Origin of the sequence: Xanthomonas translucens pv. cerealis (assembly GCF_006838285.1) — a bacterium.
In the GTDB taxonomy this organism is placed as follows: Bacteria; Pseudomonadota; Gammaproteobacteria; order Xanthomonadales; family Xanthomonadaceae; genus Xanthomonas_A; species Xanthomonas_A cerealis.
Map to the genome: position 1 here is coordinate 2,902,603 of NZ_CP038228.1, position 21,139 is coordinate 2,923,741.

General features: G+C 63.5%; 22 protein-coding genes. All 22 read right to left on the minus strand.

The features are described 5' to 3' along the window. Nucleotides 1–12: 12 nt before the first annotated feature. Nucleotides 13–411 carry a 30S ribosomal protein S8 gene (gene rpsH / locus E4A48_RS12735; RefSeq protein ID WP_003470646.1) on the minus strand — a complete coding sequence of 133 codons (399 nt, stop codon included), beginning with the start codon at nucleotides 409–411 and terminating at the stop codon, nucleotides 13–15. A gap of 263 nt (nucleotides 412–674) precedes the next feature. Then, a complete protein-coding gene (gene rpsN / locus E4A48_RS12740) occupies nucleotides 675–980 on the minus strand; it encodes a 30S ribosomal protein S14 (protein ID WP_009607347.1) in 306 nt (101 codons plus the stop codon). Nucleotides 981–1,045: 65 nt separating this feature from the next. Beyond that, nucleotides 1,046–1,588, minus strand: coding sequence for a 50S ribosomal protein L5 (rplE, locus tag E4A48_RS12745; protein ID WP_039007512.1), 543 nt, complete (start codon nucleotides 1,586–1,588; stop codon nucleotides 1,046–1,048). Between the two features lie 11 nt (nucleotides 1,589–1,599). Beyond that, entirely contained in the window at nucleotides 1,600–1,917 is a 318-nt protein-coding gene (rplX, locus tag E4A48_RS12750; RefSeq protein ID WP_009607346.1) for a 50S ribosomal protein L24, read from the minus strand. 15 nt (nucleotides 1,918–1,932) lie between these two features. Then, nucleotides 1,933–2,301 carry a 50S ribosomal protein L14 gene (gene rplN / locus E4A48_RS12755; RefSeq protein WP_003479595.1) on the minus strand — a complete coding sequence of 123 codons (369 nt, stop codon included), beginning with the start codon at nucleotides 2,299–2,301 and terminating at the stop codon, nucleotides 1,933–1,935. A 14-nt stretch (nucleotides 2,302–2,315) separates the two neighbouring features. Then, nucleotides 2,316–2,585, minus strand: a complete 270-nt coding sequence (gene rpsQ / locus E4A48_RS12760) for a 30S ribosomal protein S17 (protein WP_039009252.1) — start codon at nucleotides 2,583–2,585, stop codon at nucleotides 2,316–2,318. A gap of 11 nt (nucleotides 2,586–2,596) precedes the next feature. Next, nucleotides 2,597–2,782, minus strand: coding sequence for a 50S ribosomal protein L29 (gene rpmC / locus E4A48_RS12765; protein WP_039007513.1), 186 nt, complete (start codon nucleotides 2,780–2,782; stop codon nucleotides 2,597–2,599). After that, nucleotides 2,782–3,195 carry a 50S ribosomal protein L16 gene (gene rplP, locus E4A48_RS12770; RefSeq protein ID WP_012915063.1) on the minus strand — a complete coding sequence of 138 codons (414 nt, stop codon included), beginning with the start codon at nucleotides 3,193–3,195 and terminating at the stop codon, nucleotides 2,782–2,784. Before rplP ends, rpmC begins: the two co-directional genes overlap by 1 nt. Before the next feature lie 5 nt (nucleotides 3,196–3,200). Then, entirely contained in the window at nucleotides 3,201–3,935 is a 735-nt protein-coding gene (gene rpsC, locus E4A48_RS12775; protein ID WP_003470660.1) for a 30S ribosomal protein S3, read from the minus strand. Nucleotides 3,936–3,952: 17 nt separating this feature from the next. Next, nucleotides 3,953–4,288: a 50S ribosomal protein L22 gene (gene rplV / locus E4A48_RS12780; RefSeq protein WP_003470663.1), complete on the minus strand. Its 336-nt coding sequence runs from the start codon at nucleotides 4,286–4,288 to the stop codon at nucleotides 3,953–3,955. Between the two features lie 12 nt (nucleotides 4,289–4,300). Continuing rightward, nucleotides 4,301–4,570: a 30S ribosomal protein S19 gene (gene rpsS, locus E4A48_RS12785; RefSeq protein WP_003470666.1), complete on the minus strand. Its 270-nt coding sequence runs from the start codon at nucleotides 4,568–4,570 to the stop codon at nucleotides 4,301–4,303. A gap of 6 nt (nucleotides 4,571–4,576) precedes the next feature. Continuing rightward, nucleotides 4,577–5,404: a 50S ribosomal protein L2 gene (rplB, locus tag E4A48_RS12790; protein WP_039007518.1), complete on the minus strand. Its 828-nt coding sequence runs from the start codon at nucleotides 5,402–5,404 to the stop codon at nucleotides 4,577–4,579. A 10-nt stretch (nucleotides 5,405–5,414) separates the two neighbouring features. After that, nucleotides 5,415–5,711: a 50S ribosomal protein L23 gene (gene rplW / locus E4A48_RS12795; protein ID WP_039007520.1), complete on the minus strand. Its 297-nt coding sequence runs from the start codon at nucleotides 5,709–5,711 to the stop codon at nucleotides 5,415–5,417. Next, a complete protein-coding gene (rplD, locus tag E4A48_RS12800; protein WP_058196280.1) occupies nucleotides 5,708–6,313 on the minus strand; it encodes a 50S ribosomal protein L4 in 606 nt (201 codons plus the stop codon). Before rplD ends, rplW begins: the two co-directional genes overlap by 4 nt. A gap of 12 nt (nucleotides 6,314–6,325) precedes the next feature. Then, nucleotides 6,326–6,976 carry a 50S ribosomal protein L3 gene (gene rplC, locus E4A48_RS12805; protein ID WP_039007522.1) on the minus strand — a complete coding sequence of 217 codons (651 nt, stop codon included), beginning with the start codon at nucleotides 6,974–6,976 and terminating at the stop codon, nucleotides 6,326–6,328. A gap of 11 nt (nucleotides 6,977–6,987) precedes the next feature. Further along, nucleotides 6,988–7,323, minus strand: coding sequence for a 30S ribosomal protein S10 (rpsJ, locus tag E4A48_RS12810; RefSeq protein WP_003470680.1), 336 nt, complete (start codon nucleotides 7,321–7,323; stop codon nucleotides 6,988–6,990). A gap of 457 nt (nucleotides 7,324–7,780) precedes the next feature. After that, the gene (gene tuf, locus E4A48_RS12815) at nucleotides 7,781–8,971 is read right to left on the minus strand and encodes an elongation factor Tu (protein WP_142742534.1); all 1,191 of its coding nucleotides are present in this window, start codon (nucleotides 8,969–8,971) and stop codon (nucleotides 7,781–7,783) included. A gap of 89 nt (nucleotides 8,972–9,060) precedes the next feature. After that, the gene (gene fusA / locus E4A48_RS12820) at nucleotides 9,061–11,151 is read right to left on the minus strand and encodes an elongation factor G (protein ID WP_039004889.1); all 2,091 of its coding nucleotides are present in this window, start codon (nucleotides 11,149–11,151) and stop codon (nucleotides 9,061–9,063) included. Between the two features lie 140 nt (nucleotides 11,152–11,291). Beyond that, on the minus strand, nucleotides 11,292–11,759 hold the full coding sequence (gene rpsG, locus E4A48_RS12825; RefSeq protein ID WP_039004888.1) for a 30S ribosomal protein S7: 468 nt from the start codon (nucleotides 11,757–11,759) through the stop codon (nucleotides 11,292–11,294). 14 nt (nucleotides 11,760–11,773) lie between these two features. Next, nucleotides 11,774–12,148 (minus strand): 30S ribosomal protein S12, encoded by a 375-nt coding sequence (rpsL, locus tag E4A48_RS12830; protein WP_003469157.1) that lies wholly within the window; start codon nucleotides 12,146–12,148, stop codon nucleotides 11,774–11,776. Between the two features lie 218 nt (nucleotides 12,149–12,366). Continuing rightward, on the minus strand, nucleotides 12,367–16,584 hold the full coding sequence (gene rpoC / locus E4A48_RS12835) for a DNA-directed RNA polymerase subunit beta' (RefSeq protein ID WP_039004887.1): 4,218 nt from the start codon (nucleotides 16,582–16,584) through the stop codon (nucleotides 12,367–12,369). Nucleotides 16,585–16,725: 141 nt separating this feature from the next. Continuing rightward, a complete protein-coding gene (rpoB, locus tag E4A48_RS12840) occupies nucleotides 16,726–20,877 on the minus strand; it encodes a DNA-directed RNA polymerase subunit beta (protein WP_039004886.1) in 4,152 nt (1,383 codons plus the stop codon). Nucleotides 20,878–21,139: the final 262 nt, after the last annotated feature.

Here is a 21,139-nt window from a genome sequence, read left to right on the forward strand (position 1 = left end):
TTACTCCTTCCCTTAGGCCACGAAGCACAGGACTTCGCCACCGACGCCGGCCTGACGGGCCTGCGCATCGGTCATGATGCCCTTGGACGTGGAAATGATGGCAACGCCCAGGCCGCCGAGAACCTTCGGCAGCTCGGCCTTACCGCGGTACTGACGCAGACCCGAACGGGACACGCGCTTGAGCGTATCGATGACCGGACGGCCCTCGAAATACTTCAGCACGATTTCCAGTTCGGACTTGTTGTTCTCGATCGGGTTGACGCGCAGGTCGCCGATGTAGCCTTCGGCCTTCAGCACTTCTGCGATCGCAACCTTGATCTTGGAGGACGGCATTTTCACCGTCGGCTTGCCAACCGCGGCCGCATTCTTGATGCGGACCAGCAGGTCGGCGATGGGATCAGTCATGCTCATGGTATCTACCTTTGAGTGCACCGATATCCGCTTTCGCGAAAATCTTGTGATGTGTAACTGTGGAATGACGCGGTGATGTGAAGCGTGGAGCGTCCTGGAGAAGGCCAGGGCCTGTTTGCCGCAAGCAGCCCTGCCGGGCGCAAGCAAGAAGCGGGATTATACGACAAAAAGTCCGACTTGCGTCGGACTCGTTGACTGAACACCAAGCGGGCGGGCGACCGCCCTGCCCCGGGCTCCGCGAACGGAGCCGGGACCGCCGGTTGTTACCAGCTGGCCTTGCGTAGGCCCGGCACGTCGCCGTTCATCGTCGCCTTGCGCAGCATGTTGCGGCCGAGGCCGAACTTGCGGTACACGGCGCGCGGACGACCGGACAACTCGCAACGAGTGCGATGACGGCACGGCGAGGAATCGCGCGGCAGCTTCTGCAGCTTGACCACCGCCTCGGCCTTCTCGTCGTAGGACGAGCTGTCGGCGGAGATGATCTTCTTCAGCGCGTCGCGCTTGTCGGCGAACTTCTTCGCCAGCTTCTTCCGCTTGATGTCGCGGTTGACCATGGAGGTCTTTGCCATTTCGATGCCTTTTCGAATTAGAAAGTCCGGCCATGGATGGCCGGGCTCTTGATCAGGAACGATCGTTAATTGCGGAACGGAAACTTGAACGCTTCGAGCAGCGCCTTCGCTTCGGCGTCGGTCTTGGCGGTGGTGGTGATGGCGATATCCATACCGCGGATCGCATCGACGGCGTCGAAGTCGATTTCCGGGAAGATGATCTGTTCCTTCACACCCATGTTGAAGTTGCCGCGACCGTCGAACGAACGACCGGACACACCACGGAAGTCGCGCACGCGCGGCAGCGAGATGTTGATCAGGCGGTCCAGGAACTCGTACATCTTGGAGCGACGCAGCGTGGTCTTGCAGCCGATCGGCCAGCCATCGCGGATCTTGAACGACGCCACCGAGATACGCGACTTGGTGACCACCGGCTTCTGGCCGGAAACCTTGGCCATGTCGGCCACGGCGTTTTCCAGGATCTTCTTGTTCGTCGCCGCCTCGCCCACGCCCATGTTCAGGGTGACCTTGACCAGCTTCGGCACTTGCATCGGATTGGTGTAACCGAACTTCTTCATCAAAGCCGGTACCACTTCTTCCTTGTAGATCTTTTCGAGACGGGAATTCATTGTGTCATTCCTCAGGCGTCGAGCGCCTCACCGCTGGAGCGGAACACACGCAGTTTGCGTCCATCCTCCAGCACCTTGAAGCCAACGCGCTCGCCCTTGCCCGTTGCCGGGTTGACGATCGCCACGTTGGAGATATGGATCGACGCTTCACGCTCGACCACGCCGCCGGCAACGCCTGCCTGCGGGTTCGGCTTGGTATGGCGCTTGACGATGTTCGCGTTGGAGACGATCACCCGATCACCGTCAACACGGACGATTTCGCCCTGCTTGCCCTTGTCCTTGCCGGTAGTGACGACAACCTGGTCGCCCTTCTTGATACGGTTAGCCATGTGTATGTCCTCCGCTCACAGCACTTCAGGAGCGAGCGAGACGATCTTCATGAACTTCTCGGAACGCAGCTCGCGGGTAACAGGCCCGAAGATGCGTGTACCGATCGGCTCCTGCTTGTTATTGAGCAATACCGCAGCGTTGCCGTCGAAGCGGATCAGCGAACCGTCGGCACGACGCACACCCTTGCGGGTGCGCACCACGACGGCGTCGTAGACTTCGCCCTTCTTTACCTTGCCGCGCGGGATCGCGTCCTTGACGGTGACCTTGATGATGTCGCCAATGTGCGCGTAGCGGCGCTTGGAGCCGCCGAGCACCTTGATGCACATCACTTCCTTGGCACCGGAGTTGTCGGCGACGTCGAGGTAGCTCTGCATCTGGATCATGATTCAGATCTCCCTTAGTCGGCCGAACGGGTGACGATTTCAACCACCCGCCAGTTCTTGGTCTTGGACATCGGCGCAATCTCGGTCACGCGCACGACATCGCCTTCGCTACAGGCGTTGTCGGCGTCGTGGGCATGGAGCTTGGTCGAGCGCTTGATGTACTTGCCATACAACGCGTGCTTGACCTGACGCTCCACCAGCACGGTGACGGTCTTGTCCATCTTGTTGCTGACGACGCGGCCTTCGACCGTGCGCAGCGTCTTGCTTTCGTTAGTGTCGCTCATGGCGGCCATCCTTACTTCGTGCTGCCGATCAGGTACTTCACGCGAGCAATCTCGCGGCGCACCCGGCGGGTTTCGTGGGTCTTCGGCAGCTGCCCGGTGACCTGCTGCATGCGCAGGGCGAACTGCTCCTTGCGCAGATCGGTCAGATGGGCCTTCAAATCGTCAGCCGACTTCTCGCGGAGTTGTTTGATGTCCATCAGCGTACCGTCCGGGTCACGAAGGTGGTGGTCACCGAAAGCTTGGCAGCGGCCAGGCGGAACGCCTCGCGCGCGATATCTTCGCCGACGCCTTCGATTTCATAGATCATGCGACCGGGCTGGATCTGGGCGACCCAGTACTCGACGTTACCCTTACCGGAGCCCATTCGCACTTCGATCGGCTTCTTGGTGATCGGCTTGTCCGGGAACACGCGGATCCACATCTTGCCGCCACGCTTCACGTAGCGGCTGATCGAGCGGCGGGCCGCTTCGATCTGGCGCGCGGTCAGCTGACCGTGCGCGGTGGCCTTCAGCCCGTACTCGCCGAAGCTGACGGCGTTGCCGCTCCACGCCAGGCCGTCGTTACGGCCCTTGTGCATCTTGCGGTATTTGGTTCGCTTGGGTTGCAACATTGCCGTTACCTCGCTTCACGAGCCGGACGCGACGGACGGTCACCGCGGTCGCCGCGATCGTTACGATCGTTGCGCGGGGAATCGTCCTGCTTTTCCTGGCCAACCTGGGAGAAATCGAAGATCTCGCCCTTGTAGATCCACACCTTGATGCCGATGATGCCGTAGGTCGTCTTGGCTTCAGCGAAGCCATAGTCGATGTCGGCACGCAGCGTATGCAGCGGCACGCGGCCTTCGCGGTACCACTCGGAACGGGCGATTTCCGCACCGTTCAAGCGGCCAGCAACGTTGACCTTGATGCCCAGGGCACCCAGGCGCATCGCATTGCCGACCGAGCGCTTCATCGCGCGGCGGAACATGATGCGACGCTCCAGCTGCTGCGCGATCGACTCGGCGACCAGCTGCGCATCCAGCTCCGGCTTGCGCACTTCGGTGACGTTGATGTGGGCGGGGACGCCCATCATCTCGCTCACTTCCTTGCGCAACTTCTCGATGTCCTCACCGCGCTTGCCGATCACCACGCCCGGACGGGCGGTGTGGATCGTCACGCGTGCGGTCTTGGCCGGACGCTCGATCAGGATCTTGCTGATGCCGGCCTGCGCCAACTTCTTGCGCAGCATTTCACGAACCTTGAGGTCGGCTGCCAGGTAACCAGCAAACTCGCCCTTGTTGGCGTACCACTTGGAATTCCAGTCCTTGGAGACACCCAGGCGGATTCCAATCGGATGAACTTTATGACCCATCGTCTTTTCCTTTCCGCTTACTTGGCGGCGCCCACAACCACAGTGATGTGGCTGGTGCGCTTGAGGATGCGGGTACCGCGGCCTTTCGCCCGCGCCATGAAACGCTTCAGTGTCGGACCTTCATCAACCATGATGGTCTTGACCTTCAGCTCGTCGACATCCGCGCCCTGGTTGTTCTCGGCATTGGCAATCGCCGACTCCACCACCTTCTTGATCAGATGGGCAGCCTTCTTATCCGAGAACTTCAGCAGGTTGACCGCCCGCTCGGCGGAAAGACCGCGCACCTGGTCGGCGACCAAGCGGGCCTTCTGCGGGGAGATGCGCGCAGTGCGCAGGATTGCTTTCGCTTCCATCGTCATCTCTCCTTACCGGCTCGACTTCTTGTCGCCACCGTGACCCTTGAAGGTCCGGGTGACGGCAAATTCGCCGAGCTTGTGGCCGACCATGTTCTCGTTGACCAGCACCGGAACGTGGTTCTTGCCGTTGTGCACGGCGATGGTGAAACCCACCATCTCCGGCAGGATCATCGAGCGACGCGACCAGGTCTTGATCGGACGCTTGCTGCCGGCCGCGGCCTCCACCTTCTTGACGAGGTGATGATCGACGAACGGGCCTTTCTTGAGTGAACGTGCCATGGTCGATTAGCCCCTACGATCGCGGACGATGAATTGTTCGGTGCGCTTGTTATGGCGCGTCTTGTAACCCTTGGTCGGTACACCCCACGGGGTGACCGGATGCGGATTACCCTGACCGGCCTTCGCCTCGCCACCACCGTGCGGGTGATCGACGGGGTTCATGGCCGCACCGCGAACGGTTGGACGCACGCCGCGCCAGCGCTTGGCGCCTGCCTTGCCCAGCTTCTCGAGGTTATGCTCGTCGTTGCCGACTTCGCCGATGGTGGCGCGGCACTCGACCGGCACCTTGCGCATTTCGCCGGAGCGAAGACGCAGGGTGGCGTAGATGCCTTCACGCGCGACCAGCTGCACCGCGGCGCCGGCAGCGCGTGCGATCTGCGCGCCCTTGCCCGGCTTCAGCTCGATGCCGTGCACCGTCGTACCGACCGGGATGTTGCGCAGCGGCAGCGTGTTGCCGGTCTTGATCGGCGCGTCCGAACCAGCAATCACCTGGTCGCCGGCCTTCAGGCCCTTCGGCGCGATGATGTAGCGACGCTCGCCGTCTGCATAGCACAGCAGGGCGATATGGGCGGTGCGGTTCGGATCGTATTCGATCCGCTCCACACGCGCCGGAATGCCTTCCTTGTTGCGCTTGAAGTCGATGATGCGGTAATGCTGCCTGTGGCCACCGCCGACGTGACGGGTGGTGATGCGGCCGTGGTGGTTACGACCACCGGTATTGCTCTGAGGCTCCAGCAAGGCGGCGTGCGGAGCGCCCTTGTGCAAATCAGGCGTGACCACGCGCACGGCCGAACGACGGCCGGGAGAAGTGGGTTTGAATTTCATCAATGGCATGGGATGGACCTCAGGCCTTGGCCGTTACGTCGATGGACTGGCCTTCGGCCAGACGCACGTACGCCTTGCGCCAATCGCCGCGACGACCGCTGCGCGAACGGAAGGACTTGTTCTTGCCCTTGACGTTCAACACGTTGACCGACTCGACCTTGACGTCGAACAGCTGCTCGACCGCGGCCTTGACATCGGCCTTGGTGGCTTCGCTCGAAATCTCGAAGACGTACTGATTGGAGAGTTCCTGCAGGCGCGCGGTCTTTTCGGAGACACGCGGGGCACGCAGCACGCTGAAGATTTTTTCGTTGCTCATGCCAGCCACTCCTCGACCTTCTTGACCGCGTCGGCGGTGATCACGACCGTATCGGCCCCGACCAGCGACACCGGATCCAGACCCTGCACGTCGCGCACTTCCACGTAGGGAAGGTTGCGAGCGGACAGGTACAGATGCTCGGACGCCTCTTCGGTCACGATCAGCGGGCGCTTACCCACGTCCAGACCCTTCAGCTTCTCGATCAGATCCTTGGTCTTGCTGGCCTGCACGTCGAACGCCTCGACGACCATCAGGCGACCCTGACGGTTGAGCTCCGAAAGAATCGCGCAGATCGCGGCGCGATACATCTTGCGGTTCACCTTCTGCTCGAAACTGCGCGGCTTGGCCGCGAAGGTCACGCCGCCGCCGACGAAGATCGGAGCGGTCAGCGCGCCGTGGCGTGCGCCACCGCCCTTCTGCTTCTTCGACTTCTTGGTGGTGCCGCTAACTTCCGAACGCGTCTTCTGCGCCTTGGTGCCGGCGCGGCCGGCGTTGCGATAAGCGACGACGACCTGGTGGACCAGATCCTCGCTGAAATCGCGACCGAACACGGCGTCGGAGACCGAGACCTTGTTATTGCTACCCATGATAACGAGTTCCATCGTCATCTCTCCTTATGCCTTGCTAGCCGGGCGCACGATCACGTCGCCACCGGCAGCGCCAGGCACAGCGCCGCGAATGGCGATGAGGCCACGCTCGACGTCGACCTTGATCACTTCCAGATTCTGCGTGCTCTGCTGCACCGAGCCCATGTGGCCGGACATCTTCTTGCCCGGGAAAACGCGACCCGGGGTCTGGCGCTGACCCAGCGAACCCGGTGCGCGATGCGACAGCGAGTTACCGTGAGTAGCATCGCCCATGCGGAAGTTGTACCGCTTGATGGTGCCCTGGAAACCCTTGCCCTTCGTGACGCCCTGGACGTCGACCTTCTGGCCGACCTCGAAGATGTCCGCCTTGATCTCGCCGCCGATGGCGTAATCGCCCAGCTGCGCATCTGCAACGCGGAATTCCCACAGACCGCGGCCGGCTTCGACCTTCGCCTTGGCGTAGTGGCCGGAGGCAGGCTTATTGACCAGCGCGGCGCGACGGGCGCCCACGGTGATCTGCACGGCGCTGTAGCCGTCGCTTTCAACGGTCTTGAGCTGGGTGATGCGGTTCGGGGTCGCTTCGATCAGGGTCACCGGGATGGAGCGGCCGTCTTCGGTGAAGACGCGGCTCATGCCGGCCTTGCGGCCCACGAAGCCCAACGAATATTTCTTCGTCATGGTCGTAGTCCTCAGGTCAACTTGATCTGGACATCGACGCCCGCCGCGAGCTCGAGCTTCATCAGCGCGTCCACGGTCTTGTCGTTAGGGCCGATGATGTCGAGCACGCGCTTGTGCGTGCGAGTCTCGTACTGGTCGCGCGCGTCCTTGTCGACGTGCGGAGAAACGAGAATGGTGTAGCGTTCGATCTTGGTCGGCAGCGGGATCGGGCCGCGCACTTGCGCGCCGGTCCGCTTGGCCGTCTCAACGATCTCGCTGGCCGAACGGTCGATCAGACGATGATCGAACGCCTTCAGCCGAATCCGGATCTTCTGATCCGCTTTCTGACCGGTCTTTTGCTCCGCCATGGCGGTGGGTTCCTTCGTTAAAAGAGCGACGGGCAAGGCCTCTGGGATACCTGCCCCGATTATTTCCTGACGTCGTATACCGCCGAGCATCCAGCTGGCGAGGGCCATTCCTCCGCCCAAAAACTGAGGCAGACCAGTTACCCGGCCTGCCCAGACGGAAAAGTATAATGCGCGAATAAAACAAGGTCAACAGCGCAAGGCCGTTGAATGCTTCATGCAACGCGACCTTCCCGGTCTGGCGAACACGAGGGGCATCCTGCCTCTCTTTTCGCGGTGTATCCGGCACCCTACCCAGGAATGCCGAGCCGCGCATTGTAGCGACTGTTTCACCCGCCCGCAACATCACGTGGCAACAATTTTACGGATCACGAGCCCGCCCTTTCCCGCAACGAAAAAGGGCCAGCTTGCGCCGACCCTTCTTTTCGAACCGCGGCGACCGAGGTCGCCGCAGCGGGCATTACTTGATGATCTTGGCCACCACACCGGCGCCAACGGTACGGCCACCTTCGCGGATCGCGAAACGCAGGCCTTCGTCCATCGCCACCGGGTTGATCAGCGTGACCACCATCTTCACGTTGTCGCCCGGCATCACCATCTCCACACCTTCCGGCAGCTCGCAAGCGCCGGTGATGTCGGTGGTGCGGAAGTAGAACTGCGGACGGTAGCCCTTGAAGAACGGCGTGTGACGACCGCCCTCGTCCTTGGACAGCACGTACACTTCGGCTTCGAACTCGGTGTGCGGCTTGATCGAGCCCGGCTTGCACAGCACCTGGCCGCGCTCCACGTCGTCACGCTTGGTGCCGCGCAGCAGCAGACCGGCGTTGTCGCCCGCCTGCCCCTGGTCCAGCAGCTTGCGGAACATTTCCACGCCCGTGACCGTGGTCTTCTGCGTGGCGCGGATGCCGACGATTTCGATTTCGTCGCCCACCTTGATGATGCCGCGTTCGATACGGCCGGTCACCACCGTGCCGCGGCCGGAGATCGAGAACACGTCCTCCACCGGCATCAGGAACGTCTTGTCCACGTCGCGCTGCGGCTCCGGGATGAACGTATCCAGCGCTTCCACCAGCTTCAGGATCGACGGCACGCCGATCTCGCTCTGGTCGCCTTCCAGCGCCAGACGCGCCGAACCGTGGATGATCGGGGTTTCGTCGCCCGGGAAGTCGTACTTGCTCAGCAGCTCGCGCACTTCCATCTCGACCAGCTCGAGCAGCTCGGCGTCGTCGACCATGTCGGCCTTGTTCAGGAACACCACGATGTGCGGCACGCCGACCTGGCGCGACAGCAGGATGTGCTCGCGGGTCTGCGGCATCGGGCCGTCCGCGGCCGAGCACACCAGGATCGCGCCGTCCATCTGCGCCGCACCGGTGATCATGTTCTTGACGTAGTCGGCGTGGCCCGGGCAATCGACGTGCGCGTAGTGGCGGTTCGGCGATTCGTATTCCACGTGCGCGGTCGAGATCGTGATGCCGCGCGCCTTCTCTTCCGGCGCCGCATCGATCGCGTCATAGGCCTTGAATTCGCCGCCGAAGCGCTCTGCGCCGATCTTGGTCAGCGCTGCGGTCAGCGTGGTCTTGCCGTGGTCGACGTGACCGATGGTGCCGACGTTGACGTGCGGCTTGGTGCGCTCGAACTTACCCTTTGCCATGATGTAGTTACCTTCTAATTCGTAATGGGGGACAGGGACCGGGATGCGGGACTTGCGATGCCCGAATCCCGAATCCCGTCGCGCTGATATCAACTCTTCTTGATGACCGACTCGGCGATGTTGGTCGGCGCTTCGGCGTAATGGTCGAACTCCATCGAGAACGTGGCGCGACCCTGCGACATCGAGCGCAGCGTGGTGGCGTAGCCGAACATTTCGCCCAGCGGCACCATCGCGTTGATCACCTTGCCGGACGGACTGTCGTCTTGGCCCTGCAGAATGCCGCGACGACGGCTGACATCGCCCATCACATCGCCCAGGTAATCTTCCGGGGTCACCACCTCGACCTTCATGATCGGCTCCAGCAGCACCGGGCTGGCCTTGTTAAAGCCTTCCTTGAAGCCCATCGAGCCGGCGATCTTGAACGCCATTTCCGAGGAGTCGACGTCGTGGTACGAACCGTCGATCAGGCGGACCTTGATGTCCACGATCGGGTAGCCGGCCATCACGCCGTTGGCCACCGCTTCCTGGATACCCTTGTCCACCGCCGGGATATATTCCTTCGGCACCACGCCGCCGACGATCGCGTTCTCGAAGGTGTAGCCCAGGCCACGCTCCTGCGGCTCGATCTCGAGCACGACATGACCGTACTGGCCCTTACCACCGGACTGGCGCACGAACTTGCCTTCCTGCTTGACCGCCTTACGGATGGTCTCGCGGTAGGCCACCTGCGGCTTGCCGACGTTGGCTTCGACGTTGAACTCGCGCTTCATGCGGTCGACCATGATTTCCAGGTGCAACTCGCCCATGCCGCGGATGATGGTCTGGCCGGATTCCTCGTCGGTGTTGACGCGGAACGAGGGATCTTCCTGGGCCAGACGGCTCAGCGCGATACCCATCTTTTCCTGGTCCGACTTGGTCTTCGGCTCCACCGCCATCGAGATCACCGGCTCCGGGAACACCATGCGCTCCAGGATGATGATGTGGTCCTGCGCACACAGCGTGTCGCCGGTGGTGACGTCCTTCAGACCCACCGCGGCGGCGATGTCGCCCGCGCGCACTTCCTTGATCTCTTCGCGATTGTTGGAGTGCATCTGCAAGATGCGGCCCACGCGCTCCTTCTTCGACTTGACCGGGTTGTACACCTGATCACCGGAGTTCAGCGTGCCGGAGTAGACGCGAAAGAAGGTCAGCGAGCCCACGAACGGGTCGGTCATGATCTTGAACGCCAGCGCCGAGAACGGCGCGGTATCGGTGGCCGGGCGACTGTCTTCCTTATCGTCCTCGTCGATGCCCTTGACCGGCGGACGATCGCTGGGCGACGGGAGCAGTTGGATCACGCCGTCGAGCATCGCCTGCACGCCCTTGTTCTTGAACGCGGTGCCGCAGTACACCGGCACCACTTCCACCTTCAGGGTGCGCTCGCGCAGGCCGCTGACGATTTCCTCTTCGGACAATTCGCCCTCGTTGAGGTACTTGTCCATCAGCTCTTCGTTGGCTTCGGCCGCGGCCTCGACCATGAACGCGCGCGCCTCGACGGCCTTGTCGGCCAGGTTGGCGGGGATCTCGCGATACTCGAACACGGTGCCCTGCGAGGCGGTATCCCAATGGACCGCCTTCATCTTGAGCAGGTCGACCACGCCCTCGAAGCCGTCTTCGGCGCCGATCGGCACCTGCATCGGCACCGGATAGGCACCCAGGCGCGATTTCAGCTGCTCAACGACCTTATCGAAGTTGGCGCCGGTGCGGTCCATCTTGTTGACGAAGGCAAGACGCGGCACCGCGTACTTGTTGGCCTGGCGCCACACGGTCTCGGACTGCGGCTGCACGCCGCCGACCGCGCACAGCACGAACACCGCGCCGTCGAGCACGCGCAGCGAACGTTCGACTTCGATGGTGAAGTCGACGTGCCCGGGGGTGTCGATGATGTTGAAGCGGTGCTGCGGCAGCGACTTGTCCATGCCGCTCCAGAACGCGGTGGTCGCGGCTGAGGTGATGGTGATGCCACGCTCCTGCTCCTGCTCCATCCAGTCCATCGTCGCGGCACCGTCATGCACCTCGCCGATCTTGTGGCTGACGCCGGTGTAGAACAGGATGCGTTCGGAGGTAGTGGTCTTGCCGGCATCGATGTGGGCCATGATGCCGAAGTTGCGGTAACGCTCGATGGGAGTGTTGCGGGCCACAGGGAGCCTCTCAGAATTCTTGGATTGCGGATGGCCGAACGCCGCCTTGCGGCGGCCTTCGGATTTGTGCAGCGCTCGACGGCGCCGCTAGCAGCACATGGAGATTGTGCTGATGGGCCCTGTTCACAAGGCCCGGAAGGTCACCAGCGGTAATGCGCGAACGCCTTGTTCGCTTCCGCCATGCGGTGGGTTTCTTCACGCTTCTTGATGGCACCACCACGGTTTTCCGAGGCGTCGACCAGCTCGGCCGCGAGCTTGCGCGGCATCGAGTTCTCGCCGCGCTTGCGCGCCGAGTCGATCAGCCAGCGCATGGCCAGCGCCATGCGACGGGAGGAACGCACCTCGACCGGCACCTGGTACGTGGAACCGCCGACGCGACGCGACTTGACTTCGACCGCCGGAGCGACGTTGTCCAGCGCCTTCTGCACGAGCTCGACCGCATTCGGGTTTTTCTCGCCGATGACGTCCATTGCGCCATAGACGATCTTTTCGGCGACCGACTTCTTGCCGCTCAGCATCACCATGTTGATGAAACGGGCGATGGTTTCGCTGCTGTGCTTCGGATCCGGCAGGACGGTGCGCTGCGGAGTAGAACCTTTACGAGACATTTGTGTGCTTTCCCTTAGCTCTTCGGACGCTTGGCGCCGTACTTGGAACGACCCTGGCGACGCTTGGCGACGCCGGCGGCATCGAGCGAACCGCGCACGGTGTGGTAACGCACGCCCGGCAGATCCTTGACGCGACCGCCGCGGATCAGGACCACGGAGTGCTCCTGCAGGTTGTGGCCTTCGCCGCCGATGTAGCTGATGACCTCTTCCTGGTTCGTCAGGCGCACCTTGGCGACCTTACGCAGGGCCGAGTTCGGCTTCTTCGGGGTGGTGGTGTACACGCGCGTGCAGACGCCACGGCGCTGCGGGCACTTGTCCAGCGCCGGAGAGGCGCTCTTGTAGGTGGTCGCCTGCCGCGGCTTGCGGACCAGCTGGTTGATCGTCGCCATCAGTGGATTCTTCTGATTGAGGCCGTGGGGCCTGGATGCGTGAAAACGAAGGCAGGCCGAAGGACGGCCTGCCGAGACAGGAAAGTATAGCGGGCAAGTAAAAGCGCCGTCAACTCAACGGAAACTTGACCTGCTGCCCATCCCGGGCCAGAACACGGGGCGCATCCGGTGCGCCCCATTTCGCTTGCGACCGGCCCCGCGCACGCGGCCGATCCGGCTCACTCTTCGCTGCTGGCCGCCGCCGCTGCCGGCGCTTCGACCACCGGCTCGGCGTTGCCGCCGGACAGGGTCTGCATTTCCGACTCAGTCAGGCCGCTGGAGTTGCGACGGCGCAGGCTGTGGTAGGCCAGACCGGTACCGGCCGGGATCAGGCGGCCGACGATCACGTTTTCCTTCAGGCCGCGCAGCGTGTCGCTGGTGCCGCGGACCGCCGCCTCGGTGAGGACGCGGGTGGTCTCCTGGAACGAGGCCGCGGAGATGAACGACTCGGTGGCCAGCGAGGCCTTGGTGATGCCCAGCAGCACCGGGTCGTACTTGGCCGGCAGCTCGTTGCGGGTGCCCAGACGGGCATTTTCCTCGATGACGCGCTGGCGCTCGGCCTGCTCGCCGTTGAGGAACTTGCTGTTGCCCTGGTCGGTGATCTCGACCTTGCGCAGCATCTGCCGGGTGATGACCTCGATGTGCTTGTCGTTGATCTTCACGCCCTGCAGGCGGTACACGTCCTGGATTTCCTTGACCAGGTACGCGGCCAGCGGCTCCACGCCGAGCAGGCGCAGGATGTCCTGCGGGCTCGGCTCGCCGTCCACCACGGTCTCGCCCTTGGCCACGTGCTCGCCTTCGAACACGATGATCTGGCGGTACTTCGGGATCAGCTCTTCGTGTTCCGAACCATCGGTATCCTTGATGATCAGGCGCTGCTTGCCCTTGGTGTCCTTACCGAAGCTGATGATGCCCGAGCGCTCGGCCAGGATCGCCGGATCCTTCGGCTTGCGTGCTTCGAACAGATCGGCCACGCGCGGCAGACCACCGGTGATGTCGCGGGTCTTGGACGCTTCCTGCGGGATCTTCGCGACCACGTCGCCCACGCCCACCGCCGCACCGTCCTGCAGGTTGACGATCGAGCGCGGCGGCAGCAAATACTGCGCCGGCAGATCGGTGCCCGGGATGTTCAGGTCGTTGCCCTTGCCGTCGACGATGCGCACGATCGGGCGCAGGTCCTTGGCCTGGGTGCCGCGACGCTTCGGATCGGTGATCTCGCGCGAGGCCAGGCCGGTCAGGTCGTCGGTCTTCTCGATGACGGTGACGCCGTCGATGAAGTCGATGAAGCGGATGAAACCGGCCACTTCCGACACGATCGGGTGGTTATGCGGATCCCAGTTGGCCACCGACTGGCCGGCCTTGACCGCGTCGCCGTCCTTCGCGGTGATCGTGGCGCCGTAGGCCAGCTTGTAGCGCTCGCGCTCGCGGCCATGGCCGTCGAGCACCGACAGTTCGCCCGAACGCGACACCGCCACCAGCGAACCGTTGGCGTGCTCGACCGACTTGAGGTTGTTGAACTTGATCGAACCGGTGGTCTTGACCGTGATGTTGTCTACCGCCGCCGCACGCGATGCCGCGCCGCCGATGTGGAAGGTCCGCATGGTCAGCTGGGTGCCCGGCTCGCCGATCGACTGCGCGGCGATGACGCCGACCGCTTCGCCGATGTTGACCAGGTGACCGCGCGCCAGGTCGCGGCCGTAGCAGCGGGCGCACACGCCGAACGAGGAGGCGCAGGTGATCGTGGAGCGCACCTTCAGCGTCTGCACGCCGGCCTCTTCCAGCTTGGCCACCCACTGCTCGTCGAGCAGCGTGTTGCGGGTGACGATCGGATCTTCGTCGTTGCCCGGCAGGAACACGTCCTCGGCCACCACGCGGCCGAGCACGCGGTCGCGCAACGGCTCGACCACGTCGCCACCTTCCACGATCGGGGTCATGGTCAACCCTTCGGTGGTGCCGCAATCGGGTTCGGTGATCACCACGTCCTGCGCCACGTCGACCAAGCGACGGGTCAGATAACCGGAGTTGGCGGTCTTCAGCGCGGTATCGGCCAGACCCTTACGCGCGCCGTGGGTGGAGTTGAAGTACTCCTGCACATTCAAGCCTTCGCGGAAGTTGGCCTTGATCGGGGTCTCGATGATCGAGCCGTCCGGGCGCGCCATCAGGCCGCGCATGCCGGCCAGCTGACGGATCTGCGCCTGACTGCCACGCGCACCGGAGTCGGCCATGATGTACAGCGAGTTCATCGACTTCTGGTCGATGATCTCGCCCTTGGCATTGGTGACCTTCTCGGTGCCGATGGTGTCCATCATCGCCTTGGCGATACGCTCGTTGGTGCGCGACCAGATGTCCACGACCTTGTTGTAGCGCTCGCCGGCGGTGACCAGGCCGGACTGGTACTGCTCCTGGATTTCCAGCACTTCGGCTTCGGCCTCGGTCAGGATGCCCTTCTTCTCGTCCGGAATCAGCATGTCGTCGATGCCGATCGACACGCCGGCGCGGGTCGCGTAGGCGAAGCCGGTGTACATCAGCTTGTCGGCGAACACGACGCTGTCCTTCAGGCCCAGCTGGCGGTAGCTGGAGTTGATCAGGCGGCTGATGTTCTTCTTGGTCAGCTCGGTGTTGGCCAGCGCGAACGGCAGGCCTTCCGGCAGGATTTCGGCCAGCAGCGCACGCCCGATCGTGGTGTCCACGATCGAGGTCTTCTTGCTGCGGTTGCCGTCCTCGTCGATCACCGTCTCGGTGATGCGGACCTTGACCTTGGCGTGCAGTTCGACCGCACGGTTGTCGTAGGCGCGCTTCACTTCGGCGATGTTGGCGAACACCATGCCCTCGCCCTTCTTGTTCTCCAGGGCGCGGCTCATGTAGTACAGGCCCAGCACCACGTCCTGCGACGGCACGATGATCGGCTCGCCGTTGGCCGGCGACAGGATGTTGTTGGTGGACATCATCAGCGCGCGCGCTTCCAGCTGCGCTTCCAGCGACAGCGGCACGTGCACGGCCATCTGGTCGCCATCGAAGTCGGCGTTGAACGCAGTACACACCAGCGGATGCAGCTGGATCGCCTTGCCTTCGATCAGCACCGGCTCGAACGCCTGGATGCCCAGGCGGTGCAGGGTCGGCGCACGGTTCAGCAGCACCGGATGTTCGCGGATGACCTCTTCCAGGATGTCCCAGACTTCGGCTTCTTCGCGCTCGACCAGCTTCTTGGCGGCCTTGATGGTGGTGGCCAGGCCGCGACGCTGCAGCTTGGCGAACACGAACGGCTTGAACAGCTCCAGCGCCATCTTCTTCGGCAGGCCGCACTCGTGCAGGCGCAGGGTCGGGCCGACCACGATGACCGAACGGCCGGAGTAGTCCACGCGCTTGCCGAGCAGGTTCTGGCGGAACCGGCCCTGCTTGCCCTTGATCATGTCGGCCAGCGACTTCAGCGGGCGCTTGTTGGTGCCGGTGATGGCACGGCCGCGACGGCCGTTGTCCAGCAGCGCATCCACCGACTCCTGCAGCATGCGCTTTTCGTTGCGCACGATGATGTCCGGCGCGTTGAGCTCGAGCAGGCGGCGCAGGCGGTTGTTGCGGTTGATGACGCGGCGGTACAGGTCGTTCAGATCGGAGGTCGCGAAGCGGCCGCCGTCCAGCGGCACCAACGGACGCAGGTCCGGCGGCAGCACCGGCAGCACCGTCATCACCATCCACTCCGGACGGTTGCCCGACTCGAGGAAGGCTTCGACAAGCTTGATGCGCTTGGTCAGACGCTTGAGCTTGGTTTCCGACCCGGTGCCGGCGATTTCCTCGCGCAGGCGGGTCATTTCCGACTGCAGATCGATCGTGCGCAGCAACTCGTACACCGCCTCGGCGCCCATCGCGGCATCGAAGTCGTCGCCGTGCTCCTGGCGCGCGGTCAGGAACTGCTCTTCGGTCAGCAACTGGCGGCGCTCCAGGGCGGTCAGGCCCGGCTCGGTCACCACGTAGGCTTCGAAGTACAGCACGCGCTCGATGTCGCGCAGGGTCATGTCCAGCATCAGGCCGATGCGCGAGGGCAGCGACTTCAGGAACCAGATGTGCGCGACCGGCGAGGCCAAGTCGATATGGCCCATGCGCTCGCGGCGCACCTTGGCCAGGGTCACTTCGGTGCCGCACTTCTCGCAGACCACGCCACGGTGCTTCATGCGCTTGTACTTGCCGCACAGGCACTCGTAGTCCTTGATCGGGCCGAAGATGGCAGCGCAGAACAGGCCGTCGCGCTCGGGCTTGAAGGTGCGGTAGTTGATCGTTTCCGGCTTCTTCACTTCGCCGAAGGACCACGAACGGATCAGGTCAGGCGAGGCCAACGCGATCTTGATCGCGTCGAAGTCCAGCGTCTGGCGCTGCTGGTTGAAGAGGTTGAGCAGGTCTTTCATTGGGTATCTCCGGGTCGGAGGAATTTCGTATCGAGGACGGGGCTAGAAAGCTTGTTGCGGGACCGGAGACCGGGGACCGGGAAAAGCAGGAGCGTTGCGCCTCTGGCTTTTCCCGGGTCCCCGGTCCCTGGTCCCGGCGTCTCAGTCTTCCAGTTCCATGTTGATGGCCAGCGAGCGGATTTCCTTCACCAGCACGTTGAAGGATTCCGGCATGCCCGCGACCATCTCGTGCTCGCCGTCGACGATGTTCTTGTACATCTGGTTGCGGCCCTGCACGTCGTCGGACTTCACCGTCAGCATTTCCTGCAGAGTGTAGGCCGCCCCGTAGGCTTCCAGCGCCCAGACTTCCATTTCGCCGAAGCGCTGACCGCCGAACTGCGCCTTGCCGCCCAGCGGTTGCTGGGTGACGAGCGAGTACGGGCCGGTGGAGCGCGCGTGCATCTTGTCGTCGACCAGGTGGTTCAGCTTCAGCATGTGCATGTAGCCGACCGTGGTGTGGCGATCGAACGCCTCGCCGGTGCGGCCGTCGTACAGTTGGGTCTGGCCGCTGATCGGCAGGTCGGCGAGCTGGAGCATGTGCTTGATCTCGGCTTCCGTCGCACCGTCGAACACCGGGGTGGCCATCGGCACGCCGTCGGTCAGGTTCTTCGACAGGGCCAGTAGCTCCGCGTCGCTGAACTGATCCAGGTCCACACGGTCTTCGCCCAGCTTCTGGTCGTGGTTGTAGATCTGGGTCAGGAACTTGCGCAGGTCGGCGACCTTGGTCTGCGCCTCGAGCATGTTCTGGATCTTGCGACCCAGGCCCTTGGCGGCCCAGCCCAGATGCACTTCCAGCACCTGGCCGATGTTCATACGCGACGGCACGCCCAGCGGGTTCAGCACGATGTCCACGGTCTCGCCGTTGGCCATGTACGGCATGTCCTCGATCGGCTGGATCATCGACACGACACCCTTATTGCCGTGGCGACCGGCCATCTTGTCGCCGGGCTGGATGCGGCGCTTCACCGCCAGGAACACCTTGACCATCTTCAGCACGCCCGGGGCGAGGTCGTCGCCAGCGGTGATCTTGCCGCGCTTGTCGGCGAAGCGACGCTCGAATTCCTTCTCGTGCGCCTGGATCTGCTTCTGCGCGCGCTCGATCGCGTCGGACGGTTCCTCGTCCTTCATCCGCAGCGCAAACCAGTCGGACTTCTTCAGCCCGTCCAGGTACGCGTCGGTGATGGTGTCGCCCTTCTTCAGGTTCGGACCGCCATTGGCGACCTTGCCGATCAGCTGGGCCCGCAGACGCGCATAGATCGCACTTTCCAGGATCCGGAACTGGTCGTCGAAGTCCTTCTTGACGCGCTTGATCTCGTTTTCCTCGATCTGGCGGGCGCGCTTGTCCTTCTCGATGCCGTCGCGGGTGAACACCTGCACGTCGATGACGGTGCCGTCCATGCCCGGCGGCACGCGCAGCGAGCTGTCCTTCACGTCCGAGGCCTTCTCGCCGAAGATCGCGCGCAGCAGCTTCTCTTCCGGAGTCAGCTGGCTCTCGCCCTTCGGCGTGACCTTGCCGACCATGATGTCGCCGGCGCGCACTTCGGCGCCGATGTACACCACGCCCGACTCGTCCAGGCGGTTCAGCGCCTGCTCGGACACGTTCGGGATGTCGGCGGAGATTTCCTCCGGCCCCAGCTTGGTGTCGCGCGCCACGCAGGTCAGCTCTTCGATGTGGATCGTGGTGTAGCGATCCTCTTCCACCACGCGCTCGGAGAGCAGGATGGAGTCTTCGAAGTTGTAGCCGTTCCACGGCATGAACGCGATCAGCATGTTCTGGCCCAGGGCCAGCTCGCCGATGTCGGTCGAGGGGCCGTCGGCCAGCACGTCGCCGCGCGCGATGACGTCGCCCACATTGACCAGCGGACGCTGGTTGATGCAGGTGTTCTGGTTGGAGCGCGTGTACTTGATCAGGTTGTAGATGTCCACGCCGGCATCGGTGCCGCCGCCGATCTCTTCTTCGTTGACCTTGACCACGATGCGCGCCGCGTCGATCTGCTCGATCACGCCGCCACGCTTGGCGTTCACGGTCACGCCCGAGTCGCGCGCCACCGCCCGCTCGATGCCGGTACCGACCAGCGGCTTCTGCGCACGCAGCGTCGGCACGGCCTGGCGCTGCATGTTGGCGCCCATCAGTGCGCGGTTGGCGTCATCGTGCTCCAGGAAAGGCACCAGCGCCGCCGCGATGGACACGGTCTGCATCGGCGACACGTCCATGAAGTGCACTTCGGCCGGCGGCTTCAGCAGCGACTCGCCCTGGTAGCGGCACGGCACGAACTGCTCGGTCAGGCGGCTCTTGGAATCGTGCAGCGCGTTGGCCTGCGCGATCACGTACTCGTTCTCTTCGATCGCCGACAGGTATTCGACGTCGTCGGTGATCTGGCCGTCCACGACCTTGCGGTACGGCGTCTCAAGGAAGCCGTACTGGTTGGTGCGGGCATACACCGCCAGCGAATTGATCAGGCCGATGTTCGGGCCTTCCGGCGTCTCGATGGTGCAGACGCGGCCGTAGTGGGTCGGATGCACGTCGCGCACTTCGAAGCCGGCGCGTTCGCGGGTCAGACCGCCCGGACCCAGCGCGGAGACCCGACGCTTGTGCGTCACTTCCGACAGCGGGTTGTTCTGATCCATGAACTGCGACAGCTGCGAGGAGCCGAAGAACTCCTTGATCGCGGCGGCCACCGGCTTGGCATTGATCAGTTCCTGCGGGGTCAGGCCTTCGGACTCGGCCATCGACAGACGCTCCTTGACCGCGCGCTCGACGCGAACCAGGCCCACGCGGAATACGTTCTCGGCCATTTCGCCAACCGAACGCACGCGACGGTTGCCGAGGTGGTCGATGTCGTCGACCACGCCGCGGCCGTTGCGGATCTCGGTCAGGACCTTGATCACTTCCAGGATGTCGGAGCTGTCGGCATGCTCGGCGACCAGGCGCTTGGACTCTTCGTCGTTGCGCTCGCCGAAGTACTTCCTGTCGTACAGCACCGACTCGCCGGTGACTTCCTTGCGGCCGACACGGCGGTTGAACTTCATCCGGCCGACCGTGGACAGGTCGTAGCGCTCGAAGGTGAAGAACAGGTTGTGGAACAGGTTCTGCGCGGCGTCCTTGGTCGGCGGCTCGCCGGGACGCATCATGCGGTAGATCTCGACCAGCGCTTCCAGCTGGGTCTTGGTCGGATCGATGCGCAGGGTATTGGACAGGTACGGACCACGGTCCAGGTCGTTGACCCACAGCGTGCCCACGGCATCGACGCCGGCCTTGCGGAACGCGTTCAGCTGGTCTTCGCTGATCTCGTCGTTGGCGCTGGCCAGCAGTTCGCCGGTCGCCGCATCGACCACGTCGTGCGACAGGATGCGGCCGACCAGGTACTCGTCGGGCACGGCCAGTGCGGCGACGCCGGCGGCTTCGAGCTGCTTGACGTGGCGCGCGGTGATGCGCTTGCCAGCCTCGACGATGACCTTGTCGCCATCGGCCAGGTCGAAGTTCAGCGTCTCGCCGCGCAGGCGCTCGGGCACCAGCTCCAGCTGCACGCCTTCCTTGGGATCGATGTGGAAGGTGTTGATCTCGAAGAACTCGGCCAGCATCTCTTCGTTCGAGTAGCCGAGCGCGCGCAGCAGGATCGACACAGGCAGCTTGCGGCGGCGGTCGATACGGGTGAACAGCGCGTCCTTCGGGTCGAACTCGAAGTCCAGCCAGGAACCGCGGTACGGGATGATGCGGGCGCTGTACAGCAGCTTGCCCGAGCTATGCGTCTTGCCGCGGTCGTGGTCGAAGAACACGCCCGGCGAACGGTGCAGCTGGGAGACGATGACGCGCTCGGTACCGTTGACGATGAAGGTGCCGTTGTCGGTCATCAGCGGGATCTCGCCGAGGTAGACCTCCTGCTCCTTCACGTACTTGATGGCCTTGGTCGAGGACTCGCGGTCGTAGATCACCAGGCGCACGGTCACGCGCAGCGGGGCGCCGTAGCTCATGCCGCGCTGGCGGCATTCGCGCTCGTCGAACACCGGATCGCCGAGCTTGTAGCCGACGTACTCCAGCGCCGCGTTGCCGCTGTAGCTGGAGATCGGGAACACCGATTTCAGGGCCGCGTGCAGGCCGTGGTCCGAACGCTTGTTCGGGTCGGTGTTTTCCTGCAGGAATTCGCGGTAGGAATCTACCTGGATCGCCAGCAGGAACGGCACTTCGAGGATCGAGCGCTGCTTGCCGAAATCCTTGCGGATACGCTTCTTTTCGGTGAACGAATAGGACGTCATGAGGTATCACCTTGGCTGTGCGGGCCGCGCGTCCGCGGCCCTGAGTGAACATAAATTGTCAGTTGGAAGTCGCTGGTATTGCCGGCACCAGCACGCCTTCTCTTGCTACTTCCAACTACCAACTCGGTGCGGCTGGGAATCGGGACTGGAGACATGGGAATCGGGAGAGCACGCAACGCGGCTTTTCCGATTCTCCGTTCCCTGTTGCCGGTTCCCGCCCGAAACGGCCAAAGGCCGGGGACTTGCGTCCCCAGCCTTCGAT

Excerpts from the sequence above, each read along its gene's own strand:
- rpsH (WP_003470646.1), bottom strand. The coding sequence starts at position 411 with ATGAGCATGACTGATCCCATCGCCGACCTGCTGGTCCGCATCAAGAAT.
- rpsN (WP_009607347.1), bottom strand. The coding sequence starts at position 980 with ATGGCAAAGACCTCCATGGTCAACCGCGACATCAAGCGGAAGAAGCTG.
- rplE (WP_039007512.1), bottom strand. The coding sequence starts at position 1,588 with ATGAATTCCCGTCTCGAAAAGATCTACAAGGAAGAAGTGGTACCGGCT.
- rplX (WP_009607346.1), bottom strand. The coding sequence starts at position 1,917 with ATGGCTAACCGTATCAAGAAGGGCGACCAGGTTGTCGTCACTACCGGC.
- rplN (WP_003479595.1), bottom strand. The coding sequence starts at position 2,301 with ATGATCCAGATGCAGAGCTACCTCGACGTCGCCGACAACTCCGGTGCC.
- rpsQ (WP_039009252.1), bottom strand. The coding sequence starts at position 2,585 with ATGAGCGACACTAACGAAAGCAAGACGCTGCGCACGGTCGAAGGCCGC.
- rpmC (WP_039007513.1), bottom strand. The coding sequence starts at position 2,782 with ATGGACATCAAACAACTCCGCGAGAAGTCGGCTGACGATTTGAAGGCC.
- rplP (WP_012915063.1), bottom strand. The coding sequence starts at position 3,195 with ATGTTGCAACCCAAGCGAACCAAATACCGCAAGATGCACAAGGGCCGT.
- rpsC (WP_003470660.1), bottom strand. The coding sequence starts at position 3,935 with ATGGGTCATAAAGTTCATCCGATTGGAATCCGCCTGGGTGTCTCCAAG.
- rplV (WP_003470663.1), bottom strand. The coding sequence starts at position 4,288 with ATGGAAGCGAAAGCAATCCTGCGCACTGCGCGCATCTCCCCGCAGAAG.
- rpsS (WP_003470666.1), bottom strand. The coding sequence starts at position 4,570 with ATGGCACGTTCACTCAAGAAAGGCCCGTTCGTCGATCATCACCTCGTC.
- rplB (WP_039007518.1), bottom strand. The coding sequence starts at position 5,404 with ATGCCATTGATGAAATTCAAACCCACTTCTCCCGGCCGTCGTTCGGCC.
- rplW (WP_039007520.1), bottom strand. The coding sequence starts at position 5,711 with ATGAGCAACGAAAAAATCTTCAGCGTGCTGCGTGCCCCGCGTGTCTCC.
- rplD (WP_058196280.1), bottom strand. The coding sequence starts at position 6,313 with ATGGAACTCGTTATCATGGGTAGCAATAACAAGGTCTCGGTCTCCGAC.
- rplC (WP_039007522.1), bottom strand. The coding sequence starts at position 6,976 with ATGACGAAGAAATATTCGTTGGGCTTCGTGGGCCGCAAGGCCGGCATG.
- rpsJ (WP_003470680.1), bottom strand. The coding sequence starts at position 7,323 with ATGGCGGAGCAAAAGACCGGTCAGAAAGCGGATCAGAAGATCCGGATT.
- tuf (WP_142742534.1), bottom strand. The coding sequence starts at position 8,971 with ATGGCAAAGGGTAAGTTCGAGCGCACCAAGCCGCACGTCAACGTCGGC.
- rpsG (WP_039004888.1), bottom strand. The coding sequence starts at position 11,759 with ATGTCTCGTAAAGGTTCTACTCCGCAGCGCACCGTCCTGCCGGATCCG.
- rpsL (WP_003469157.1), bottom strand. The coding sequence starts at position 12,148 with ATGGCGACGATCAACCAGCTGGTCCGCAAGCCGCGGCAGGCGACCACC.
- rpoC (WP_039004887.1), bottom strand. The coding sequence starts at position 16,584 with ATGAAAGACCTGCTCAACCTCTTCAACCAGCAGCGCCAGACGCTGGAC.
- rpoB (WP_039004886.1), bottom strand. The coding sequence starts at position 20,877 with ATGACGTCCTATTCGTTCACCGAAAAGAAGCGTATCCGCAAGGATTTC.